The sequence below is a fragment of the Bacillus thuringiensis genome (genome assembly GCF_001455345.1).
In the GTDB taxonomy this organism is placed as follows: domain Bacteria; phylum Bacillota; class Bacilli; order Bacillales; family Bacillaceae_G; genus Bacillus_A; species Bacillus_A thuringiensis_N.
Window position 1 is genome coordinate 903,696 of sequence record NZ_CP013274.1, and the last position, 23,184, is coordinate 926,879.

Genomic DNA, 23,184 nt, shown 5'->3' on the forward strand with positions numbered 1-23,184 from the left:
GATTTTGTGAGTGCAGGACTGATTCGGGGTTAATACTCACCGACTGTCTACTGTATAAAAAAATAGACAGTGGTGTATGTTTTTTTACACAATGTATACAAATTTATCTCCTATACGTTGGCATGATACTTGCAATAAAAAGAGTATCAACATATAGGGGAGAGATTGAAATGAAGGTTAGTAAAATATATACAACGATTGATGCGCACGTAGCTGGGGAACCACTTCGAATTATTACAGGCGGCGTGCCAGAAATAAAAGGAGAAACGCAGTTAGAAAGACGTGCATACTGTATGGAACATTTGGATCATCTTCGCGAGGTTCTTATGTATGAACCGAGAGGGCATCACGGCATGTACGGTTGTATTATTACACCGCCGGCAAGTGCTCACGCTGATTTTGGTGTGTTATTTATGCACAATGAAGGCTGGAGTACGATGTGTGGGCATGGCATTATTGCCGTTATTACAGTCGGAATTGAAACAGGTATGTTTGAAGTGACAGGTGAGAAACAAAAGTTCATTATTGATAGCCCTGCTGGTGAAGTAATTGCGTATGCAAAATTTAATGGTAGCGAAGTAGAGTCCGTATCATTTGAAAATGTCCCTTCATTTGTATACAAAAAAGACGTTCCTATTAAAATAGATGACTATGAATTTCAAGTAGATATCGCGTTTGGCGGAGCATTTTACGCGGTAGTAGATAGTAAAGAATTTGGTTTGAAAGTTGATTTCAAGGACTTACCTGCTATTCAAATGTGGGGCGGTAAAATTAAACATTATATCGAGAGTAAAATGGAAGTAAAGCACCCGCTTGAAGAAGGGTTAAAAGGAATATACGGCGTTATTTTTTCAGATGAACCGAAAGGGAAAGACGCTACGTTACGAAATGTAACAATTTTCGCTGATGGACAAGTAGATCGTTCTCCTTGTGGCACAGGAACTTCCGCAAGAATCGCAACTCTTTTTGAAAGGGATAATTTACAAAAGGGAGAAATTTTCGTCCACGAATGTATTACTGATGGGAAATTCGAGGGGGAAGTATTGTCGGTAACAGCGGTAGATACATACGAAGCTGTCGTTCCGAAAGTAACGGGGCATGCATTTATTACAGGATTTCATCAGTTCGTTGTAGATCCGAGAGATGATTTGAATCGGGGATTTTTGTTAGGATAAGAAGAGGGGGTGAATAAATATGTTAGTCATAAGCGCGAACGAACAAAGAAACTTAGTAAATATGAATGAAGTCATTGAATACGCGGCGCTTGCTTTACAAGAATTTTCCGCAGAAAGAACGATTACACCAATACGTACTTCACTACCATTTGCGAATGAGAAAAATACGGCATTAATTATGCCTTCAGTAGCGGAAGGACTCGAAGCACTCGGTCTAAAAGTAGTAACAGTAGTCCCGCAGAACAAAAAGATAGGAAAGAAAACGATAAACGGGATTGTAATGCTATCAGACTTTCAAACGGGAGAACCGCTCGCACTTTTAGAAGGATCCTACTTAACGATGATTCGAACAGGCGCCTTATCAGGAGTAGCGACAAAATATTTAGCTCGTCATAACGCAAAAACTTTATGTATTATCGGGACAGGAGAACAAGCGAAGGGAATTGCAGAAGCTGTATTTGCGGTTAGAGATATTGAAAAAGTCATTTTATACAATCGAACAGAGGAAAAAGCGTATGCATTTGCGCGATATATACAAGAGAAATTTGGTAAACCTGCTTACGTTCACACCAATGCAAATGAAGCAATAAGCGAAGCAGACATCATCGTCACAACTACGAACGCATCCACACCAGTCTTCTCAGAAAAACTACAAAAAGGCGTCCACATAAACGCCGTCGGTTCATTCAGGCCAAACATGCAAGAACTACCATCTCACGCCATCGCAAGCGCAACAAAAGTAGTAGTCGAATCAAAAGAAGCAGCATTAGAAGAAACAGGAGACCTTCAAGTTCCGATACAGGAAGGTTTATTTGAAGCAAGCGACATCCACGCTGAACTTGGACAAATTATAAGCGGTGAAAGAACTGGTAGGGAGAATGATGAAGAGATTACTGTTTTCAAATCGGTTGGTTTGGCAGTAGTGGATATTATTGTTGCGAAGTATTTGTATGAGAAAGCGGTGGAGCAGGGGATTGGGAATAGGATTGAGTTTTGAGGGACTGCCTTTTGGTGGTCTTTTTTGTTGAGTGTAGGATTGAATAGCATGAATGGGAGATCAATTACGGACAAGGATGGACAGTAATATTGCTATAGGAGGGGAGAGGTATTCCCTCCTTTTTCTCATCCTTGTAATATAATTTTTTAAAATGACGTGAATATTGCTGTATTTTTTTGTAAAATAAAGACATGGTAAATTTTTTATTACATTAAAGGATATATACTAATTCCTTATTTCCTTTTATTTATCTTTAAAGAAAAAGTACAAATCAGTTAGATATTCAATTGGGGTAAGAGGCATAACAAGAGGTATATGGAATGTAATGATCTTTTATAAATAATAAAATTATCTTAAGAAGCACAATCTGAATTTTATTATCTTAATAATAAGTGATTAGGAGATGTTGAGATGGTTGATCAAAAAAATTTTTTAAATCATATTAAGTATATTAAACAAATTACCGATGAATATAATATTCAAGGAGAAATACAAGAAAAGCTAGATAAGTTGCAAGGGAAAATAGATCAATTTTCGATGAAAATTTTGATGATTGGAAGTTTTAGTGCAGGAAAAAGTGCTCTATTAAATACATTACTATCAGAAGAGTTGTTAATTGAAAACCAGAATCCTGAAACGGCTATAGCAACAGAAATATGCTATGGATCTATTAATAAATTTGAAGTGATTTTTACGAATGGTATAGTACGTGAAATGGAATTAGCTGATATTCAGCAATTACCAAGCAAAGATGTATTACATTTTCGGTTTACATTAAATAATACGTTTTTACGAAAGTATGCTAACTATACTTTTGTTGATATGCCCGGATTTAACTCTACATTAGAAGACCACAATAAAGCGATTATGCAGTATATAGATCAAGGAAATGCATACGTTATGGTTGTAGATTGTGAAGAAGGTGAAATTAAGGAGACAGGTATTGATTTTATTCATGAAATTCGTCAATACAATCATAACTTAGCCATTGCTGTATCCAAAGCAGATAAGAAGGCCCCATCTTTATTACAAAGCATTGTGATGAAGGTTAAAGAGACAGCTGAGTGGGAGTTTCAAGAGGAAATTGTTGTTGAAACAGTTAAGAAATTTGATCCTGAAACAGTTATTAAAATGGAACGTATAATTGAAAGTTTTGATGTTCAACAAATATTTAATGCAACGATTTGTCCAATGGTTGAAGAACTATATGAGTATGTTTTAATTAGTTTGAAAAAATTAGCGACAACAGAAGATTTGGATGTGTCTGACATACAAAAGCAAATTGATGGTCATATACGTTTGAAGAAAGAACTTGAAACGAATTTACAAAAAGAGCGTAAAAAGTTAACACAAAAGATGCAAAGCTATGTGTTACCAAATATTATATCGGAAGCAGAAGCGGCATTATTTAATAACTCGTATCAATTAGCGACAGCTGTATTATCGAGCGAAAGTGGATTTTCACGCCAAGTGAATAATACGCTACGACCTATTTTAGTAGAAGCAACTAAACGTTATACAGAAGAATCGTATACAGAATTTTTGCAAGGTATTGATTTCGAATCGTTAAATATTGATACTGCGAATATGAGTGAAGATATCGCTGCGAAGCTATCGGACACAGTAAGAGCGTTGCAAAAGATTCAAAAAGTAACTGATCAGTCATTGAAAATGTATAAGGTAATTTCAAGTGTACTAGCTATTACAACATCTGTGGTTGCACCATGGTTAGAACTGATTATCGTATTCTTACCGGAAATTTTAAAAGTATTTGGTATTGGTGGACAAAAAGGTAAATTGGAAGAAGTTAAAAAGAGAATTGAAGTAGAGGTTATTCCGCAGATCATGGATAAACTTCGTCCAGAAATTCGTAATTCATTAGTAGAAGTTGAAGCTGAATTGTTAGAAGAAACAGAAAGAAAAATGGCGGAACTTATTTTAATTGAGGAAGATGCATTGAAATCGGCGCAGGAAATGAAGGAAAGTCAAACAGAGCGTTATGAGTTATTGCAGCAACAGTTACAATCGATAGTCGGAGAAACAGAACAACAATTAAACGAGTTAAGAGGTGTGACATATGCAAGCTAAAGAGAAACAATTTATTCACCTGATTGAAAATATTGCGGAATCTTTAACGGAGGCCCGTGATTTAGTCAGCGATAATAATATTCTCGATTTCCAAAAAAACGCAAAGATGTTAGAAGAGAATTTGCAAGCCATTAAGGAAGAAAATCGTGCAGTTCGAATTGGAATTGTTGGAGAGGTAAAAGCTGGGAAGTCTTCATTCTTAAATGCACTTATTTTTAATTGCGAATCTATCTTACCGAAAGCTCCTACGCCAATGACAGCGGCACTTACAAAAATTACATACGGCGAAGAGTTTATAGGGAAAATAATTTTTTATTCAAAAAAAGATTGGTATTTAATTGAACAGAACGCACAAGCAGCTGATCAATTTATGGCAAAATTATATGCAGAGCATAAAGAACAATGTAAAAAAAGAGCGCGTATTTCTATGCCTCAAGAGCAATTTTGCAAAAAAAATGAAAACAAAATACCACAAGAGCTAAAGGCATGTAAAGAGCTTGTAGTAATGGCAGAAACGAATGAAATCGATATTTATGAATACTTAGATGAGACGGTTGAAATTCGTGGGAAAGATCAAGAAAAATTTATGCAAGAGTTGAATAACTATGTAGGTTCAGGTGGTCATTACACACCAATTGTAAAACATACTGAAATTCAATTAAACAATGAGTTACTAAAGAAAGCAGAAATTATCGATACACCGGGATTGAATGATCCAATTATTTCGCGTGGTCGTACGACAATGGATTTTCTTGTGAAGTGTGATATTGTCTTCTTTTTAAGTTATACTGGTCAATTTTTAACGAAAGAGGATCTGGATTTTTTATCGAATATTTTACCAGGTGAATCAGTAAACCGTGCAGTACTTGTGGGTAGTAAGTTTGATTCTGGCATTTTAGATTATAAAGAACAAAATGTTTCTTTAAAAAAAGCATTGAAGGTAAGTGTTTTAAACTTCAATAAACAAGCAAATAACATTTTTGATGAAGCATTGAAAAATTCGGATTGTGCACCAATCATTCGCAATATCGGAGCAAATTTGCCACCTAAATATGTGTCTGCAATTATGTATACAATCGCTACAAAAATAGAAAAAAACAAAGCATTATCAGAGGAAGAAGAACATTTAGTAAATGAGTTCGAACGCCGCTTCCAAGGTTTCTCCCAAGACCCAGCGTTATTGAAAGATCTATCGAATATTGAAGGGATTAAAAAAGGGGAGTTAGAACAAATTGTAGCCCAAAAAGATGAGATTATCGCTGAGAAAATAAAAAATACAATTCATGATAAGCAAAATTATTTCTTAAAAGAGCTTGAAACGATTAATATACAGGCACGTACGAATCGTCAAGATTTACAATCGTATGACTTGGATGAGTTACAAAACAAAGCCTATTTAATTTCCAAAAAACTAAATGCAATTCGATATAATATTCAACAGATTTTTGAATCGGGTAGTCTTCATGCACAAAAAACGTTGGAATCAATTAAAGTTGATGTTGAACGTGAAATTGATAACCATGTTGGGGTATCGGTAATGACTAATTCTGAAACTGTTAATCACAGTCGTCGTACAGGCTTTCTTGGAATAAAGAAAGAGTATTACACAAGTACAATTAAAACGAATACAGCAAATATTCAAGAAGCAATTTCGGGTATTCGTAAATATGTTGTACGTAGTAAAGAACTCATTAATACGCAGTTTGACCAGTTATTTAATTTGAATGCAATTAAAAAGGAAATTACGAATGAAGTGACTAGTGTTTTCAGTTTAGTTGAAGAAGAATTTGATGAGAGAGAAATATTAATACCATTGAATGGCGCGCTTAGCCGAATTACGATTCCGAAAATCGAGATAGAAGCAACAAAATATGATCAGAAATTAACAGACGAATTTACAAAAGGGACTGTGGAAGGGGAGGAGATTAGTCGATTGATGCTGACACAAGACCGTATTATGGCTGAAATTAATAAAGACATCGTGGCTATTTTAGATGAAAAAGAAAAAGAAATTGAAGATCTATTAATGAAACAAGCCAATACATTTGTTGACAATATAGAATATCAATTACGTGATAATGTAAAAAAAATACAAACGCTACTGGCAGATAAAGAAAACAGCTTACAAAAATACAATGATTTGATCGAACAAATTGCTCAGTTTAAAAAGCAAGTAAATCAGTATATATAGAGGTGAGTGACAATGGGGCTTTGGGATGATGATGAGGACGATTTTGAAGAATATATAGAAGTTGAAAATCCATATCTAGCAAAACCTGAAAAAGGGCTAGAACTTATAGCATCTTTATTGGAAGTCAATAAAGGTGCTATGCATCATATGAGAAAAATGAAAAAAATAGACACACTTATTGATAAACGGTTATTACAATCTATTAGCCAAGTTAATTTAAATAATGAACTGCAATTGTATCAACAACTCGTACAATTAAGTGATAAGTTACTTGAACACAATAAAATGAAATTACTAGAGAAAAAAATGGTTATTGGTATTGGCGGGAAGTTTAGTGCGGGGAAATCAAAATTTATTAATTCACTTTTACAAAGTGACTTTTTACCAGAAGATCAATCACCAACAACATCTATCGCAACCTATTTAGTTCAAGGGGAAAAAGAAACAGTTAACGCATATACAAAATATGATCGGAAAGTCCCGATTACGATGGAAGCGGCGAACGCGTTAACTCATGCATTTTATGATAAATATAATCTTGGATTCTCACAATTCATTAACAATCTTGTAATGACAATTCCAAGTTTCAAATATAAACATATTGCCTTACTTGATACACCTGGATATAGTAAATCAGATTCTAACATACAACAAAATGTATCTGATGAGCATAAAGCTTATACACAGTTACGGAGTGTTGATCGTCTTATTTGGTTAGTTGATATAGAAAATGGGATCATTCAGCAAGATGATATTGAATTTATTGAATCGCTTAATGTAGCAAAACCAGTATTAATTGTTTTCAATAAGGCAGATAAGAAAAATCGTGAAAATATTGAGATGGTTATCGAGCAGAGTAAAGAATTTTTACGAACGACAAATATTCCCGTTTTTGGTGTAGCTGCATATTCAGCATTAGAAAAGCAGGAATATTGTGGTGCAACTTATTTAGCACAATTTATGGATGAGATTGAGCACATGAAACAGGAAAATGATAGCGTGTTAGATCAAATTGAAAAGGTAATTCAAGCATTAAAAAATGATTTAAAGAAAAAACAACAAACGTTAGTAAATGAACGTAATAAAATTAATGAAGTTATTTTTAACGCTATAGATATTTTGGAGATTAAAACGCTAACTGAGTTATACGCAAAAATTTTAGGCGATATAAAAGAATGTCATTATGCAACAAAAAGCTTAGATAAGACGTATAAAACGATTAGAGATTCATTACAACAAATTTAATACATAGAAGGTGTAAGAAATTATGGTTCAACCAAACGAAACATTCGATTTACTTTCTAAATTGTTAACAGAGAAAATGATGAGACTCACGCCGGAACAAAAAAGTATTCGTCAAAAATATGATGAATTGTATGAGCATGTAACGAAACAAATAGCACGTAAGTTAGATGCCAGTGTATATGAGGGGAAAACGAATTTAATGCTACAGCTTGAGCAATTATTAAAACGCATTGAATTTTTTACACGATTCCCTAAGGTCGCGAATACGAAGATTGTGACAGTGTATGGTTCTGCGAAAGAAGCTAAACATTTTTTTGAGCAAATACTTTCACCGGAAGATGTAGAGTTAATTCGCATGAATACAAATGTACCGACAATTATTTACCGTGACGAACAAATGAATGATATTCATTCTTTAAATACATTAGGTAACATGGAAACACTTGAAGTTGATGATTACAAAGAAGCTAATACTGATTTGTATAAAAAAAATGTGGATATTCGACGTCTAATTCAACTGTATCAATTGGCTACAACGGATACAATTCATAATACGACATTTGTATATTTACCTAAATTTAGTTTGAAAGAACAAGAGATGTACAGTTTACTACATCAATTAGGAGAAAGTGCCATTATCTTTATTGATGAAAAAGGTATGTGGAAGCGTGAAGTACAAACGTTACTAAAGTATAGACAGGTAAAAGAGATACATTTGCTGGCTTCGACTACAGAGTTAGATGAAGTACAGCAATTTGCTACGCAAATAGCAGATTGTATCGTAGTGCATGCATATGAAGACGATATGTACGAGTGGTTTGAAACAATGGATACGCCAAGTTATAATACGGCATTTGAAGAATTGATAAATGAACACATTATGATGTATTCGACATCCATTGAAGCGTTGTTACAGCAACAGAATCGATTGATTCAAAATATGAGGAAGGATATATTAAATACCTCGGATGAGGAAGCGGCAGAACTTTTGCGTACACTTAGTAATAAGCTGAAAAAAGACAATAAAGATGTGAAAAATAACCATGAAACGTTAATGCAAGATATACAAACAGTGATGGATCTTGCAAAACAGCTGGATAGTTTAATCCGCTCGCAAACAAATGTAAAACATTCAATGGTTACAAAAACAACACCATATATTACAAAACATATGGTCAGTCTTATTTTGTCTTTGATTGATAATGATGATTTAACCAATGCCCGTAGATATATTGTTAATCTGGAAAAATTAGGTTTTTGTTATATACGTGCGTTCGATATTTATATTAAATCAATAAAAGGTTCGGCAATTTCTGCAGCTGAATTAGATTATATAAAGAGAAATGGACTGCAACAAGAGATTAGCCGTATTCAACTAAAATTATGGACACAGTTGCAAATGGATTTAGATATACTGCATAATTTACAAGATTTATATGGTAAATCATACGATCCTAATGTGTTATATGAACTAGGCTTAGCCTATGAATGCACGAACGAAGTGAAAAAAGCACAAGATTATTATTGGCGTGCAGCAAACTTAGGACAATTTGAAGCAGCGAAACGTTTAATTAATTATGTAGATAAGAATAATATACGTGATATGGAGAAGCTGGCCGATTTAATGATTCCAGAAGCAAATTATTATGTCGGCATGTATTACTTACATAAAGATCGAGGATATAAAAAAGCAGTAGCTGCACTTAAAATGGCAGCGGCTTATGAACATATGGGGGCTATTAAAGAATTATCGAAACTCGAATATATTAATTATGTAAAGGTACGTAAAAAAGATGCAGATAAAGCTGCTAATATGTTAGATTCTCTAATCTTTCTTCATCAATATTTACTGGATAACGGTGAGGGGGATGAGGATATAAGTGAACGTTTAGGGAAACTTTTTTATTGGAATAAGTATTTCCGTAAAGCTGAACCGCTTTTAGAAAGATGTAATACTGCTGAAGCACAATTTCTCTGCGGCAAAATTTATCAATACGGGAACGACTATGCACAAGATTTACCTAAAGCAAAAATATTCTTTGAAAGAGCAAAAGAATTAGGACACCCATATGCTAATAATGAATACCGTAAAGTTGAAGGCTGGATTCAATCTAATCAATCAAAAGAGCGATATTCGGCAACTCGAAGTTATGCTTCAACTTCTTATACTTCATCTAGTAGCTCAAGCTCGAAAAAAGGATGTTTTTTAACAACAGCTACATGTGTGGCACTTGATAAGCCTGATAACTGTGAAGAAATTATGGCTTATAAAGCGTATCGAGATAATAACTTAGCTAAAGATGGAGATGGTGAACAGCTTATTATCGAATATTACCGTATTGCTCCGTTACTTGTGGAAACAATTGATGCTAAGCCAAACGCAAAAGAAATATATGTATATTTGTATAATAAATATATAAAAGTAGGGTATGCTTATTTACAGCAAAAAGATATGCGTCAGGCTAAGAAAACGTACATTGATATGGTGAGAGAACTTTGTGAGAAGTATGATATTGAGCCATTAATTAAGGATGAGGAAATACAATTGTAGTAGAGGAGTATTGGAGAAATTGGCTAGATTTATAATAAAAAAGAGAGCAGATTTGTTCTCTTTTTTTACTTGGGTATATAGGTTAAAGGGATATAAATAGAATGGGAGAAAAATTATGAGCAAACTAAGTAATTGTCTTCGCATGATTGAACTCCTACATGCGAGAGGGAAAATGAAGATTAGCGAATTAGCGGAGTTGCTAGAAGTAAAAGAGCGGATGGTTCGTATTTATCGTGATGATATTGAAATGGCTGGTATTAAAATTGATACAACTAAGGGAAGGTACGGTGGTTACTCCCTTTCGAATACATCGTTATTTCCTATTAAAAATATGTCTCAAAAGGAGATAGATGCGTTAAAATTCTCTATTCAAAAACTAGTTTTAAAAGGTAATGATATTTATTCGCGTGGCGCACAAGTGGCATTAGATAAATTGAATGCTGTTCAGAAGGTGGAGACGAATAAAGACCGTCATATTTATTTTGTTCAGGGATCTAAACCTAATTATGAGCTTTCTAATGAAAATCAGAAATACATACAGCTTCAAGAATCCTTATTTACAAAACTTAAGGTGAAAATTCAATATGAAAAACGAACTGGTGAAAGATCTGAACGAATTATTGATCCATATGGATTTGTGCACTACAACGAATTTTTTTATTGCCTAGCTATGTGTAATGATAAAAAAGAAAAACGTATGTTCAAACTATCTCGAATAAAAGATATTAAAACTTTATACGATACATATAAAATACCAGATGATTTCGATATCCGAGAAGAATTTCCGAAATTCGGCATTATGAAAGAGCCATTAAAAGTAGAGTTACTCATTTATCCACCATTCGCCGTATCCGTACCAGAATCCGTTTGGGGAGAGAATCAAAAGATAGAACATAATGATGATGGTAGCATCCTTTTCCGAGCGACGATGAGCGGGAAAGAGTCAATTAAGAAGTGGATTTTGGGGATGGGTGCTTCGGTTAGGGTGTTGGAGCCTAGAAAATTACGGGAAGAGGTTGTTGAGGAAGGTAGGAAGTTGTTGGAGATGTATGAATTAAAATTAAAAGTGACGTTATAAGTACCGATTTTAGTGTTACTATGAATATATATTAAGATTTACATATAATTTTACAAATTTCTTATAAAATATAGATAGTAATTGGGAGTATGGTTGTATATTTGGATATTTTATGTAATTCGCACACGGTTGTTAATTAATTATAAAGGAATATGATAAAATATTATTAAAATACTAATGAGATGGCGTGAGGGATAGTAAATATGTCTGAAGAAAAATATTTTTTAAGTTTTATAGAGCATATTAACCAAGTTGCAGCGGTTAATGCGAAAAAAATGGAAGAGTTAATATATGAAGACCCAGCAAGTGCAATTGTGAAGGCTAGGTTATTTGCTGAGGCTATATTGAATGAGGTATTCGCTCAAGAAGATATAAAGGTACCATATATTTCATCACTTTATGATAAAATTTCCTATCTTGCAAAAGAAGGTTATATAACAGCGGAAGTACAGAGGGACTTTGATACAGTTCGTTTTACCGGTAATAAAGCAGCGCATGATGGCTCGTTTAATGATATTAGTGCAGCTTTTAAATTGCATAAAGTCATGCATAATATTGCGGTTTGGTTATATGAAGTATATTCACCTGAACAATTAAAAATACCTGCATATGAGCATCCAAGACCAGCACAAAGCAATGAAGAAGATATACAAGAAATGGTGAAAGCGCAAGTAATGCAATTAATAGGTATTACTAATAAGGATGATGTAAAAAAAGAAGAAACTATTATTGAAGACTTAACGGAAGAGAGCATCCTTTGTAAAGACCTTCCTGATGGAGAAAGTTATTTATTAAGAGAGCTAAAAAGGTTACAAGATTCATCACAAGAGGCTATTGAAAACGCAAATGCATTTAGCCAATTTAAAAAATATATGCATGTAGAGAGAAAGATTCAAACTGACTTAGAGCGTATTTTGGTGAAAAACAAGGAACTTAATTCCTCTAGTTTAATTCTCCTTTGTGGTAGTGTTGGAGATGGGAAATCACATTTATTAGCGTATTTAAAAGAGAATAAACCAGAATTATTAGAGGGATATCAAATTTTTAATGATGCTACAGAAAGTTTTTCTCCTAACAAAAATGCGATGGAGACTTTAGAAGAAATACTTCAAGATTTCTCTGACCAATCAATTGGACAATCAAATAAAAAAGTTATTTTAGCAATCAATATGGGAGTTCTTCACAACTTTATAACGTTAAACCATGAAGAATATACATACGAAGCTTTAAATAAATTTGTTGACGGCAGTGGTCTATTTTCTTCAAGCATCACTACTTGTTATAGTGAAGATCATTTTGATCTAATTAGTTTCGGTGACTATCACTCGTATGAACTAACAGAAAAAGGGCCACAATCAACTTTCTTTTTAACTTTATTAAATAAAATATTTAATAAAGAAGAGGGGAATCCTTTTTATTTGGCTTATCAAGAGGATACAAAAAACAATATTCGAACGATGGTTCATGAGAATTATAAATTTATCCAGGAACCTTACGTGCAAAAACAAATTGTTAATTTAATTATTCAAACGTTAGTGAAATATAAATTAGTTATATCTGCTCGTGCATTTTTAAATTTTGTAGCTGACATTATTATTCCAGATAAATTAGAAGTAATTGAAGTTCTCTCAGAATTTGAAGTGTTAGAGCAAGCGGTTCCTAATCTTATGTTTAAACGTAAAGAGCGTTCTCCTATCCTAAAGACTTTACATGAATTAGACCCAGTTCATAGAAGATCCTCACACATCGATCAAATTATTATTGATTTAAGTACTTTAAATGAATGGGATACTATATTAAATCATTGTGTAACATCTGATCAAGGTAGAGGTTGGTTAAATCCTTTTATTAGTGAAGAGAAAGTAGACGGCCCATCATTCATTGGTTTCTCAGAAGCTGTTATTCGAATTACATATTTAACGAATGAAAACTTCTCTCAAAAGATTGAGGATGAGACGTATCATAAATATGTAAACAAATTGTTTGATTTCAATTCGGGTAATAAAAAAGAAATTAAAGTCTTTTATGAAGAAATAAAAGAGGCGTTATTTAAATGGAAGGGAAGTCCGAAAAAAGGATATATTTATCTTAACAAGCCAAGTGATAAGTATAGATTAGCTCAACAACTTAATTTAAAGCCATCAATCGATCATTTGAAATTTAATCAAAATGATGTACTAGACTCGTTTAAATCATCGCTTGTGTTAGCGTATCATGATGGAGATATAAAAAATATTATTGAATTGGATATTGATTATCAACTATACAATTTATTAGTAAAAGTTTGTCAGGGATATTGTCCAAATAAAAAAGATGAAGAAGATGCAATTAAATTTACAGAGTTTGTAGAGAAAATCATGAAATTTGGAGAGAAAGAGAATGAGTTATTGATACATTTTCCTAATGATTCTCGTTTCTATAAATTAAATCGAGATGATTTTGGTGCGTTTGTGTTTGAAAGGGAGTAGTGATTAATGGATACACTATTAAAAATACATAAATTAGAACAGTTATTGGGGAATAACAAGCATGATGTTGGTAAAGTTGTAGATATTTTACCATTTGTTACAAAAAGAACGAAATCAATACGTGGAAATTTTAATGAAGTTTTAGGTGAGTACGTCCGAAATGTTTGTGGTTTACGCCTAGTTGATAAGAAGAGTAGTGAAGAAGAGGACTTGTTTTCCTCTAGAAACCCTTTTGTGGATCAAATTATGGAAGAAATTGAGTATACGCAGGAAGCGGAATATGATTTAGACCGATTTTTAAATCAATATTTATTTGGTCAAGATAATAAAATTAAACCTATCCATCCATATTTATTTAACTATATGGCTACACCTAAAGAGAAGAAAGATTTACCGAAATATGGGCAATTTATAAAAGATGCGCTAGTTCATGATGAAGTAAGTATTAGTTCTATATTTAAGAATAAGGAAAGTGAAGATATATTAACAGAACTCATATTAAATAAATTAGATATTCCAGCTAAAGATCCGGTCAAACAATATCAACCTTTAATGGGATTTTTAGCGAATTTCTACCAGGAAGACTTGCTATTTTTGAGTCAATATAAAGATTACTTCTTGAAATCTTTCCCATTACTTACGCATTTTTATAGCTTTATGTATGTTTGTCAATTAGTTGTGAAGTTTGAACAATTTGATGAAGCGGATTATACGCATTCTAATCCTTTATATTTCGCTTTAGAATGGGAATCTATTAGTAAGAGAAGAAAAGCTGCGGATGACCTAGAAGGATTTAGAAGAATAAAAGATAAAGCACCAAATTTATTTGTGCATATACACACGATGTCTCAATTAAGTTATAACGAGTTTCAAGATGAAGAAGCGGATGAAAAGCAAAGGCTTCAGTTTATGAATTATAGATACTTAAAAGATTTAATAAATGAAAAAGGATCGGATGTTTCAGAGCAATTTTTAACAGATAGTAAACAATGGATTAATAAATATAGTGAGCTTTGGGCGAAGCGAGTAACACCTAAAGATGCACCAGAAGATATATCTGAGGTTTTTAAAACATTGTTTAGTTGTCTAAAAGAGGGAATGAATACAGATGCATGTAAAAAGTTTGGAGAGAACATTGAAGATTTAGGGGCAGATGTTTTTCTGAAAAATCGAGGCAGCATAGGGGCTGTTTTTAATATGAGTCATGAAATGCTGTTACTCTTAACAGCTGTATGTGTAAAAGAAGAGAGAATGCCGTTAAATCGTTTGTTTGAGGAATTTTCAAAAAGGGGAGTAGCTTTTGATCGTCATTCGAAAAAGATGATTATCGAGCTATTTGATTCTCATAATATTCTAGATAAAAAAAGTGATAGTGGTGATGCACAGTATGTCAAACGAATTTTATAATTATATATGTGAGTTGTTATTGGGGGATTTTAAAAATCGTTCAATAAAAGCCGGTGATAGATTTTATTTACAGCTAGATAAAGTAGAGGATGTAGAGAATTTAGTAGAAGCATTCCAAGAGCAGAAAAATGTTAAGCAATTTGTATATAAACATGAATTAGGTGAACCGTATAAAACATTTTCAGTTGAAATACAAAATATTCAACTTGTTATTGCCTATACAAATGAAAATGTTAAACCAGATTTCTTAGTTACTTTACGAAATCAAGTTGGTGAACAAAAAGGTGTATGGAAAGATACGGCTTTATTGAGTATAGTTTCAGAGCAGTTGGATTCAATTCAAGGTGGAAGTAGTGATCTTCAAAAGGATGGAATGCCGTTACATCCTAATTCTATAGTAAAGGGATTAAGACAAGAAATTGAAAGCAGTATGTTGGATAAAACTGCTCAAATTATCCTTATAGAAAACATGGAGATGATTAAGCAAGAACAGGCACATCAACAAGTTACTTTTTTTGAGTTTGAAGAAATTTTTTCTACTCTTGCAAAGGGTACGATAGAAGATAAAGACTATCAAAAATTTGCAGTTTTTAAAGACGAAGAATTAGCTACTTTTAAAGGGAATAAACAAAAAGAACGTTTAAGTGCGAATAGAGAATTATATGAATTTGTTAGGAAAATTCATGACTTTGGTTTAGGCGCAGAAGAATTAGAAAAAAAGTTCACCCCTGAGGGAGCTAGTAAATTAAAACATGAAGATTGGCAAGAAATTAACTTTGCCGATGTTAATCGATTCCATCAAGATTATTTAGATCTTCATAAAAAGGCATCAATCAATTTAAAAGAGTTGACAGTTAAAGAAGGATTGCACTTTTGGGATAAACCTCAAAAGGAAACCGCAGCCGGAGAAAGAAAAAGACACTTAGTTATATTTAATCCAGAAGGTAAGGAAGAAGTACATTTAAATGCCGCATTTTCAATTCAAGGTGGAAATGTTAAAAGTTTATCGAACAAATACGTAAAAGTACCTCCGAAGTTTAAGAAAAATGTAGAAGTATCGGTAGGGAAAATAAACCTTAGTGCGGTTATAAAAACTGAGAGTAATCAACCTACATTTGTTAGGTTGTCTTATAAGCATGATGATAAATCAACTTTAGGTGTAGAACTATTTATTGTTGTACTACCAATTGAACCATATGTATTAGATGCTTTTAAAACAACATATTTGATAGCTCCTAATAAGTGCCTGATTGAACTTCAGCATGAAGATAATGAGCTTTCATTTGGACAAGGCTATAACAAAAAATCAATGGAAGTCTATGAGGAAAATGCAACTATTGAGTGTAGCGTAGATGATGAACTTACTATTCTCCCTCAACCAGAAGCGTATAATGATGAAGAAGAGATGAGAGTTAACATTCGCTTGACGGAGAATGGAACAATTATTCCATTTATATTGAAAAATGAGTTGCCGGAATCTACTCCAATCAATGGCGCGCGAATTTGGAAATTAAAGCGTGAGCAGCAAAGAGATTTTGAATGGATAAATAATCGATTGCGTTTTGGAAATAGAGAATTCTATTTAAGCCCGGAATATAAAAACTTATTCGAGTGGGAGTATCAATGGATTGAAAATGGGCTTAGATGTGCCGTAGTAGAGTCTGATGTATTGGTCCCTGAAGAGGTGTCCATTAGCGATGAACTAAGAGAAGCTTATAGTAGATTTTTAACTTACTTTAAAATTAAAAAAGGTATACCAAGCTTATGTTATTACAGTGACGAGCTAGTTAAAAGGGCAGAAGAATATTTGAATGCTTTTATAAAAGAGATAAAAAGTTTTGAAGAAGGACATGAGGCTGGCAAACGCGGGCGAGATTTATTTAAGTTAGGGACAGTTATGGGGAATAATGTAATTAAATTTACACCATTCCATCCAGTTATGGTCGCTTTCCAATTAAAATTGAATAATTTACTTTTAAATGAAGAAGTAGATAATAGTATTTTACAGCGATTAAAACCAGATGGACTAGTTCCATATATTTATAATGAACGAGATCAATTGTACAGACCAGATAATCAGAATATCGCATTAGAGTGGATGGACTTCAAACCAGTTAATCAAGTATCAGTATCAGATGCTAATCAATATTTAGCAAAAGTAATTGAGGATAAAATTCAGCAGTTTGAAGGACACTTTGGTTATTTATTTAGTGAGTACTCTAAGGCACCGTTGCAAATTAATTTAATCAATATTGAAAACGATCATGAAACTTTTAGAGGTATCGTAAATTGGATGCTTGAAAGAATTAGATCAAAAGGGCCTGAAGGTTTAAAGGCTGTTGAAGTTACGCTTTATAAAGAAGAAGGTCAGGACAGTGCATTTGATAATTTCTCAAGAATCGAATCGGTAGAGGAGTTTCAAACAAAATTTAATATTAATTTAGGCGCAAAACAGCAGCATGAACCCCAGGATATATTGCGATTTATTCGTGAAAAGCTATTTTATTATAAAAAAGAAATGGGCGAAGAATATAAGTATGCTCATATTTCTTTCTATAAAATGCAAGCGCAAGAGCGATATGCATTACAATCTATGGAGGAAATGTTATCAGGTTTAGCAATTGATGGGTTATACACTACAGTACCTTCAATGAAGAGTAATGAAAACTATAAGAGTGGTTTCGGCGTTAAAGCATATGCTGTAGAGGAAGAGAATCTTTTAACACAAACAGCGTATTATTTTAATGAATTATGCGCAAACCTTCATAATGGTGGAAATAATACGTATCGAAAAGATGAAGCGATTTTCTCTAGAACAACGAGTGCTGATGAAGAAACTCTAGAAGAAATTTTTAAATCTTCTTATTGGGTAACATTTGTAGACCCGAGTTTTGACCTGGAATTCTTTAATGATTACGAGCAAAATCTAGTTGTTATTCATTATAGTGATCAATATTCATCTTCAAGTAGATATGATGCGATTACTGTAACGGACAAATCGCAACAATATCATTTTGTTATTGAAGAATTTTTAAAGGAAAAACAAGTAGAGAGTAAAAAAGAAAATGTAGAAAGTACTATTAAAGCATTTAATACTTTTAATGGTGAATGGTTACTTCGTGTTATTGGTAGTAAGGGCCATTATTCTAGAGAGAAGTTAAGTATTATTTCTGCTATAAAATTCTCTTTAGCATATTTTGAACATCGCGACATTTTATGGGTGCCAATTTCTCTAGAAGAAGTTTTAAGAGTTGCAGGTGCTGTTAATTTAAAGAAAGCAGATGGCATATTTACAGCTAAAAACTTAGGAGTAAAAGGTGTTCATAGTGATGATTTACTGTTGATAGGTTTAGAACAAGTAGAGAATGATGTAATGATGCATTTTTATCCTGTCGAAGTAAAAATCGGAGCTAATAAAAACGATGTATTAGAAAAGGCAAGAAAACAAGTTAAACATACGAAAAAATTAATCAATGATGCATTAACAACTAATTCTTTTGCTAGCCGTTTTTATCGTAATTTCTTTGCTCAACTTTATATTTCTAATGCTAATAAAATATTTAAAAGTAGATTCTGGGAAGAGAAAAATTATGAATTGAATAATAAAGTGGTTGAAAAACTGTTGAAAGATCAATTTATAATTTCCAACGGAATTGAATTATCTATTGGTGAAGGAGCCATTTTATCTTTCCAGCGAGACGCTTATCATAGAAGTGCCAAACTGGATGAAGGGATTACCTTATTAAGCCTTCCAGAGTTTGATGGATATAGTGGTCTTATACAACCAATGGAAGATATGAAGAATTGGATTCAAGAAACAGAAGGCGATTTTATTAAGGAAGAATTACTATCTCATAAATATACAGGTGCCTGTAGCGAAGTAGAAAGTGCGTCATCATCTAGCTCAGAAAAAAATGAATTAGAGGCTGATGTAGAGGTAGAAGCAAAGCCTGAAATTATCGATTCTAATGAGGTTACTAAAGAGAAAATCGATAATACAATAGAAGTTCTTGAAGAAACAAAAGACAGAGAGCCACAAAAATTAGAAGAATCCCGAATTCTAATTGGGAAGGCAGAAAACTCGAATAGAAAGATTTATTGGGAGTATGGTAATAAAGGATTGGCGAATAGACATTTGTTGATCTCAGGTAAATCCGGACAAGGTAAGACATATTTCATGCAATGCTTATTATTAGAAAAATCGAAGCAAGGTATCCCAAGTATTGTTATTGACTATACAGAAGGGTTTTTACCAAATCAATTAGAAGATGAATTTGTACAAGCAATGGGTACAAAGTTAAAACAAAAGATTGTATATAGTGAGCAACTTCCGATTAATCCGTTTCAAAAGAATGAAAGGGATATTGGAGGCATTACGCTTCCGGAATCTAATACCGATGTTGCTGAAAGAATTAAGAGTGTATTTGCTGCTGTATATAGCACATTAGGTGTGCAACAATTAAATGCGATTTATGAAGGTACTCTTAATGGATTGGATAAGTATGGAGAAGATATGAGCCTAATAAGGCTTAGAGAATGTTTAGAAGAAGATGGTTCTAGCTATGCTAAGACGGCTTTATCTCAAATAAGACCGCTTATCGATCGTAATCCATTTAGCCATGAAAATACAATAAATTGGAAAGATGTTGTAGATAGTAATGGTGAGATTTTTATTATTCAGTTGACTGGATATCCTCGAGACGTTCAATTAATGATTACAGAATTTGTTTTATGGGATCTTTGGAATTATTCCGTAAGGTTTGGAAATAAAAATAATCCAATGCCTGTCATAATGGATGAAGCACAAAATCTTGATCATACGGAAAAATCACCTTCTGCACGAATTTTACAAGAAGGGCGTAAATTTGGATGGTCTGCATGGTATGCAACTCAATTTTTAAAATCTCAATTGGCTACTGATGAATTAGCAAGGCTACAAAATGCTTCACAGAAGGTTTATTTTGCGCCGCCAGAACAAGAGATTTCTACAATTGCTACTAGTCTATCTAATGATTCTTCAGAGAAAAAAGAATGGGAGAATAGACTTTCAACATTGAAAAAAGGTCAGTGTATTGTACATGGACCTGTGTTACAAGTAAATGGTGAATTGTCTCAACCAACTGTAACGGTGGTTGATATTATATCTTTATCTGAGAGAATATAAAAAGGAACCACTTTGGTGGTTCCTTTTGCTTTTAGTTTAATACAATAATACGGTAATCTTCTAATGAAGATAAATTGTCTATTTCTTGTTTGATGATCTTTAGCCCATATTCTATATACAAAAGCATGCTTTGGGTGATTTCATCTTCATTTAAAGCGACGTGCATTTCATTAATAATTAAATGTTTAAAGAGTAAAAACTCTTTATCTTTAATAATATTATCTGGGATTGTCCATTTGTTTTTTCCGTCTTTAAAGTCATCATTTATTTTTCCTGTAGCGTTAGCAATACCTTTTGCTAACGCTATTTTTACTCCCTGTGGTCGATCAATCTCAAGTACTTCACAGAGTAGGTCAAGGGTTTCTTTACCTGTTCCTGAGAGGTTCATTCTTCTATTTGCCATAATATCACACCTTTATAAAATCAAAATATCCATCGCGGATAACTGTATATTTCTTTGATTGGTCATAATCAAGCATGTATTGCTTATATGAATGCTCTTGCATGAAATTAATATAGTCTTGGGTAATTTCTGTATCTGTAGATAAGATAATTACTTGTTCACTAAGCTCTTTATAGTAATGGTTAATTAAATGATTTCGATGATAACTGTCTAAGCGTCCTAGTGGTGTATCGATTACCATAGGAAGAGCTAAATCAGAGGCTTTTGTTAGGGCCCAAATTAGTGACGAGGAAATCATTTGCATTTCACCAGCAGATCGGTCTTGAATACTAATTTCTTGATTACGATCGTTGTACAATCTCACAGTATACGTTGAAATATCGAATTCAATTTTTCCAAATTCATCTTGTTTACGGAATAATCGACTTAACATTGAAGAGAATTCTTCGCGAATAAAGCTTGCTTTTAACTTTGTCATTTCATGTACATATGCATTCATAGTATGAATCAACTTTTTGACATAAATTAATCGTTTGTTTAGAGCATCATAATCTGCACCTTGATCAGAAAGACGGGTTAGCTGGTTTACAACGGTTGTTCTTTGTTCTTTAATTTTATTTAACTTTGCAATAATTGATTTATATTTTAAGTTAAGTTCTCCTAATTTTTTAGTTAGTAAATCAATACGTTCATTTTCTGCGCTAATATCAATCGTTTCAGGTGCATTTCTAATTTCAATTTCTAATGCATCTAATTCAAGATTCAGCTTCTCAATTTTATTTATTAAATCTATAACATAACTATTATTTCTAGCAGGGAGATTTACAAGGTAGTTATAGTCTTTATTTGAAATGTCGTGAATATCTACGTGATCTTCGGATATATCTTTTTCGATATTATTTTCTTTAACCCAAATTTCTCTCCCGATTTCCTTAAGTTGATTTAATTGCTCATTTGAAAGGGGAGGAGTGAATGGTTGGTTTAATAATTCATCCATAAATTTTTCATAAGGCATTAAAGAAGCGTCTTGTATCATTTTCTTTTGACGAATATCATACTCTAATTTTAATCTGTTCTGTAGTAATTTAGTTTTCTCTTTTAGAATGATGTTTATAGCATTATTGTTGAAATAGTTTTCAAATTGCTCTTTAGCTAGACGTAACTCAGTTGCTAGACCTGATTGTTTTTTTACAATAACCTCTCTTGATTTGGAGTTAGTTGTAATTTTTTCATTACGTTCATTTTTTACTTCATTGATTAGATCGTCAAATTTCTTTCGTTCAGAAGAAATAAGTTCTTTTCGTTTTTCTAGATGTTGAATTTGCTCTTCGTATTCTTTTAAATTGGCATCTAAACTTTTTAGTTTGTTTTGATCAACCGCTTTGGCTAAATTCTTCTCAATGCCAGTCTTAATAGAAGAGAGGTCAGATAGTAATAATTTATAGGTTTCCATCCCAGTAATTTTGTGAATAGCTTCTTTCATTTCCTCACTATTTTGTCGTAAAATGATGTCTTTAATTTCTTCACCATCAAAAATGAAAAATGGTGCGGCATGATATGGAATCATTTTATCCATAAAGCGATTAAAAGTATCTATATTATCAATACGTACAGTTTTACCAATCATTGCACCAGGCTTTTTCACAGTTAAATCACGGTTTTCACTAATTAACCTTTTGTTGTGATCAAAGCCCCATTTAACTTTAAGAGTCCATTCTTCATTTTTATCCGTTTCAATAGCAAGAGTTACAGAACAATCTCTCCCACCTTCGTCAAAGAAGGTATTGTTAATAACATTAGAAAATACACGTTTATGCTCGGCTGGTGAGAATCCTCTTTTTCCAAATAAAACATATAAAATTGCTTTTAAAATTGTAGTCTTTCCAGCCCCGTTTAGGCCGCCTAATAAAATAATATTTTTTTCGCCTTCTTCACGTACCTCTTTTGGGATATAGAAGTCAACTTCTTGATGTCCATAATACGTTTTATAATTATCAAAAATAAGTTTTTTAAATAACATTATGTAGTCACCTTTACTTTATTTTGCATAAAAATCAATTAAATCTAGGTAATCTTTTTTTCTGTGATTTTCACTTATGTTTTCATATGAAAATTTTTCAGCAGAACGCAATAAGTCATATGCTAGTTTTGTTGATAGGTCATTTTCTTTACAAATTTTTGCTAGTAATTCTAGCTCTTGTTCTTTTAATTTATTCATTTTTACCACCTTTAATATGAGCATGAAGTATAGGGATACCCTGTATGTAATTGTAACATATTTCAATAAAAGTTAAGTGATATACCACCTAACTTTTATTGGAAAAGAGGTGATTGAACAGATAGTGGAGAAGGATAATTTTTGATAAAATATATTAGAGAACATAAAGCATATTATAATTCTGCATTTAAATAAATTT

The 23,184-nt window shown here is 32.7% G+C and carries 13 protein-coding genes; 10 read left to right on the forward strand and 3 right to left on the reverse strand.

Annotated elements, in window-relative coordinates:
- The first annotated feature begins 122 nt into the window (after positions 1-122).
- The 10 genes from ATN06_RS04820 to dptH all read left to right on the forward strand — a co-directional run bounded on the left by ATN06_RS04820 (position 123) and on the right by dptH (position 20,364).
- Positions 123-1,175: a proline racemase family protein gene (locus ATN06_RS04820; RefSeq protein WP_140350564.1), complete on the forward strand. Its 1,053-nt coding sequence runs from the start codon at positions 123-125 to the stop codon at positions 1,173-1,175.
- Between the two features lie 19 nt (positions 1,176-1,194).
- The gene (locus ATN06_RS04825) at positions 1,195-2,172 is read left to right on the forward strand and encodes an ornithine cyclodeaminase family protein (RefSeq protein ID WP_060629742.1); all 978 of its coding nucleotides are present in this window, start codon (positions 1,195-1,197) and stop codon (positions 2,170-2,172) included.
- Positions 2,173-2,583: 411 nt separating this feature from the next.
- Positions 2,584-4,260, forward strand: a complete 1,677-nt coding sequence (locus tag ATN06_RS04830) for a dynamin family protein (protein ID WP_060629743.1) — start codon at positions 2,584-2,586, stop codon at positions 4,258-4,260.
- The gene (locus ATN06_RS04835) at positions 4,250-6,451 is read left to right on the forward strand and encodes a dynamin family protein (RefSeq protein ID WP_060629744.1); all 2,202 of its coding nucleotides are present in this window, start codon (positions 4,250-4,252) and stop codon (positions 6,449-6,451) included. Before ATN06_RS04830 ends, ATN06_RS04835 begins: the two co-directional genes overlap by 11 nt.
- 12 nt (positions 6,452-6,463) lie before the next feature.
- Complete coding sequence (locus ATN06_RS04840; protein WP_060629745.1) at positions 6,464-7,696, forward strand: dynamin family protein; 1,233 nt, start codon at positions 6,464-6,466, stop codon at positions 7,694-7,696.
- A 22-nt stretch (positions 7,697-7,718) separates the two neighbouring features.
- Positions 7,719-10,247, forward strand: coding sequence for a CFI-box-CTERM domain-containing protein (locus ATN06_RS04845; protein ID WP_060629746.1), 2,529 nt, complete (start codon positions 7,719-7,721; stop codon positions 10,245-10,247).
- Between the two features lie 115 nt (positions 10,248-10,362).
- Positions 10,363-11,325, forward strand: coding sequence for a helix-turn-helix transcriptional regulator (locus tag ATN06_RS04850; RefSeq protein WP_060629747.1), 963 nt, complete (start codon positions 10,363-10,365; stop codon positions 11,323-11,325).
- 203 nt (positions 11,326-11,528) lie between these two features.
- Positions 11,529-13,793, forward strand: coding sequence for a DNA phosphorothioation-dependent restriction protein DptF (dptF, locus tag ATN06_RS04855; RefSeq protein WP_060629748.1), 2,265 nt, complete (start codon positions 11,529-11,531; stop codon positions 13,791-13,793).
- A 6-nt stretch (positions 13,794-13,799) separates the two neighbouring features.
- A complete protein-coding gene (gene dptG / locus ATN06_RS04860; protein WP_060629749.1) occupies positions 13,800-15,200 on the forward strand; it encodes a DNA phosphorothioation-dependent restriction protein DptG in 1,401 nt (466 codons plus the stop codon).
- Complete coding sequence (gene dptH / locus ATN06_RS04865; protein WP_060629750.1) at positions 15,181-20,364, forward strand: DNA phosphorothioation-dependent restriction protein DptH; 5,184 nt, start codon at positions 15,181-15,183, stop codon at positions 20,362-20,364. The genes dptG and dptH overlap by 20 nt, the downstream gene beginning before the upstream one ends.
- A gap of 31 nt (positions 20,365-20,395) precedes the next feature.
- Here the strand turns inward: dptH and ATN06_RS04870 are convergent, their stop codons facing one another.
- Genes ATN06_RS04870 through ATN06_RS04880 form a run of 3 tightly spaced genes read right to left on the reverse strand, consistent with a single transcriptional unit; the run spans position 20,396 to position 22,985 of the window.
- Positions 20,396-20,767 carry a hypothetical protein gene (locus tag ATN06_RS04870; RefSeq protein WP_000013619.1) on the reverse strand — a complete coding sequence of 124 codons (372 nt, stop codon included), beginning with the start codon at positions 20,765-20,767 and terminating at the stop codon, positions 20,396-20,398.
- 4 nt (positions 20,768-20,771) lie between these two features.
- Positions 20,772-22,787: a DNA sulfur modification protein DndD gene (gene dndD, locus ATN06_RS04875; RefSeq protein WP_060629751.1), complete on the reverse strand. Its 2,016-nt coding sequence runs from the start codon at positions 22,785-22,787 to the stop codon at positions 20,772-20,774.
- 18 nt (positions 22,788-22,805) lie between these two features.
- The gene (locus tag ATN06_RS04880; RefSeq protein ID WP_060629752.1) at positions 22,806-22,985 is read right to left on the reverse strand and encodes a DNA modification system-associated small protein; all 180 of its coding nucleotides are present in this window, start codon (positions 22,983-22,985) and stop codon (positions 22,806-22,808) included.
- Between the last annotated feature and the right edge of the window lie 199 nt (positions 22,986-23,184).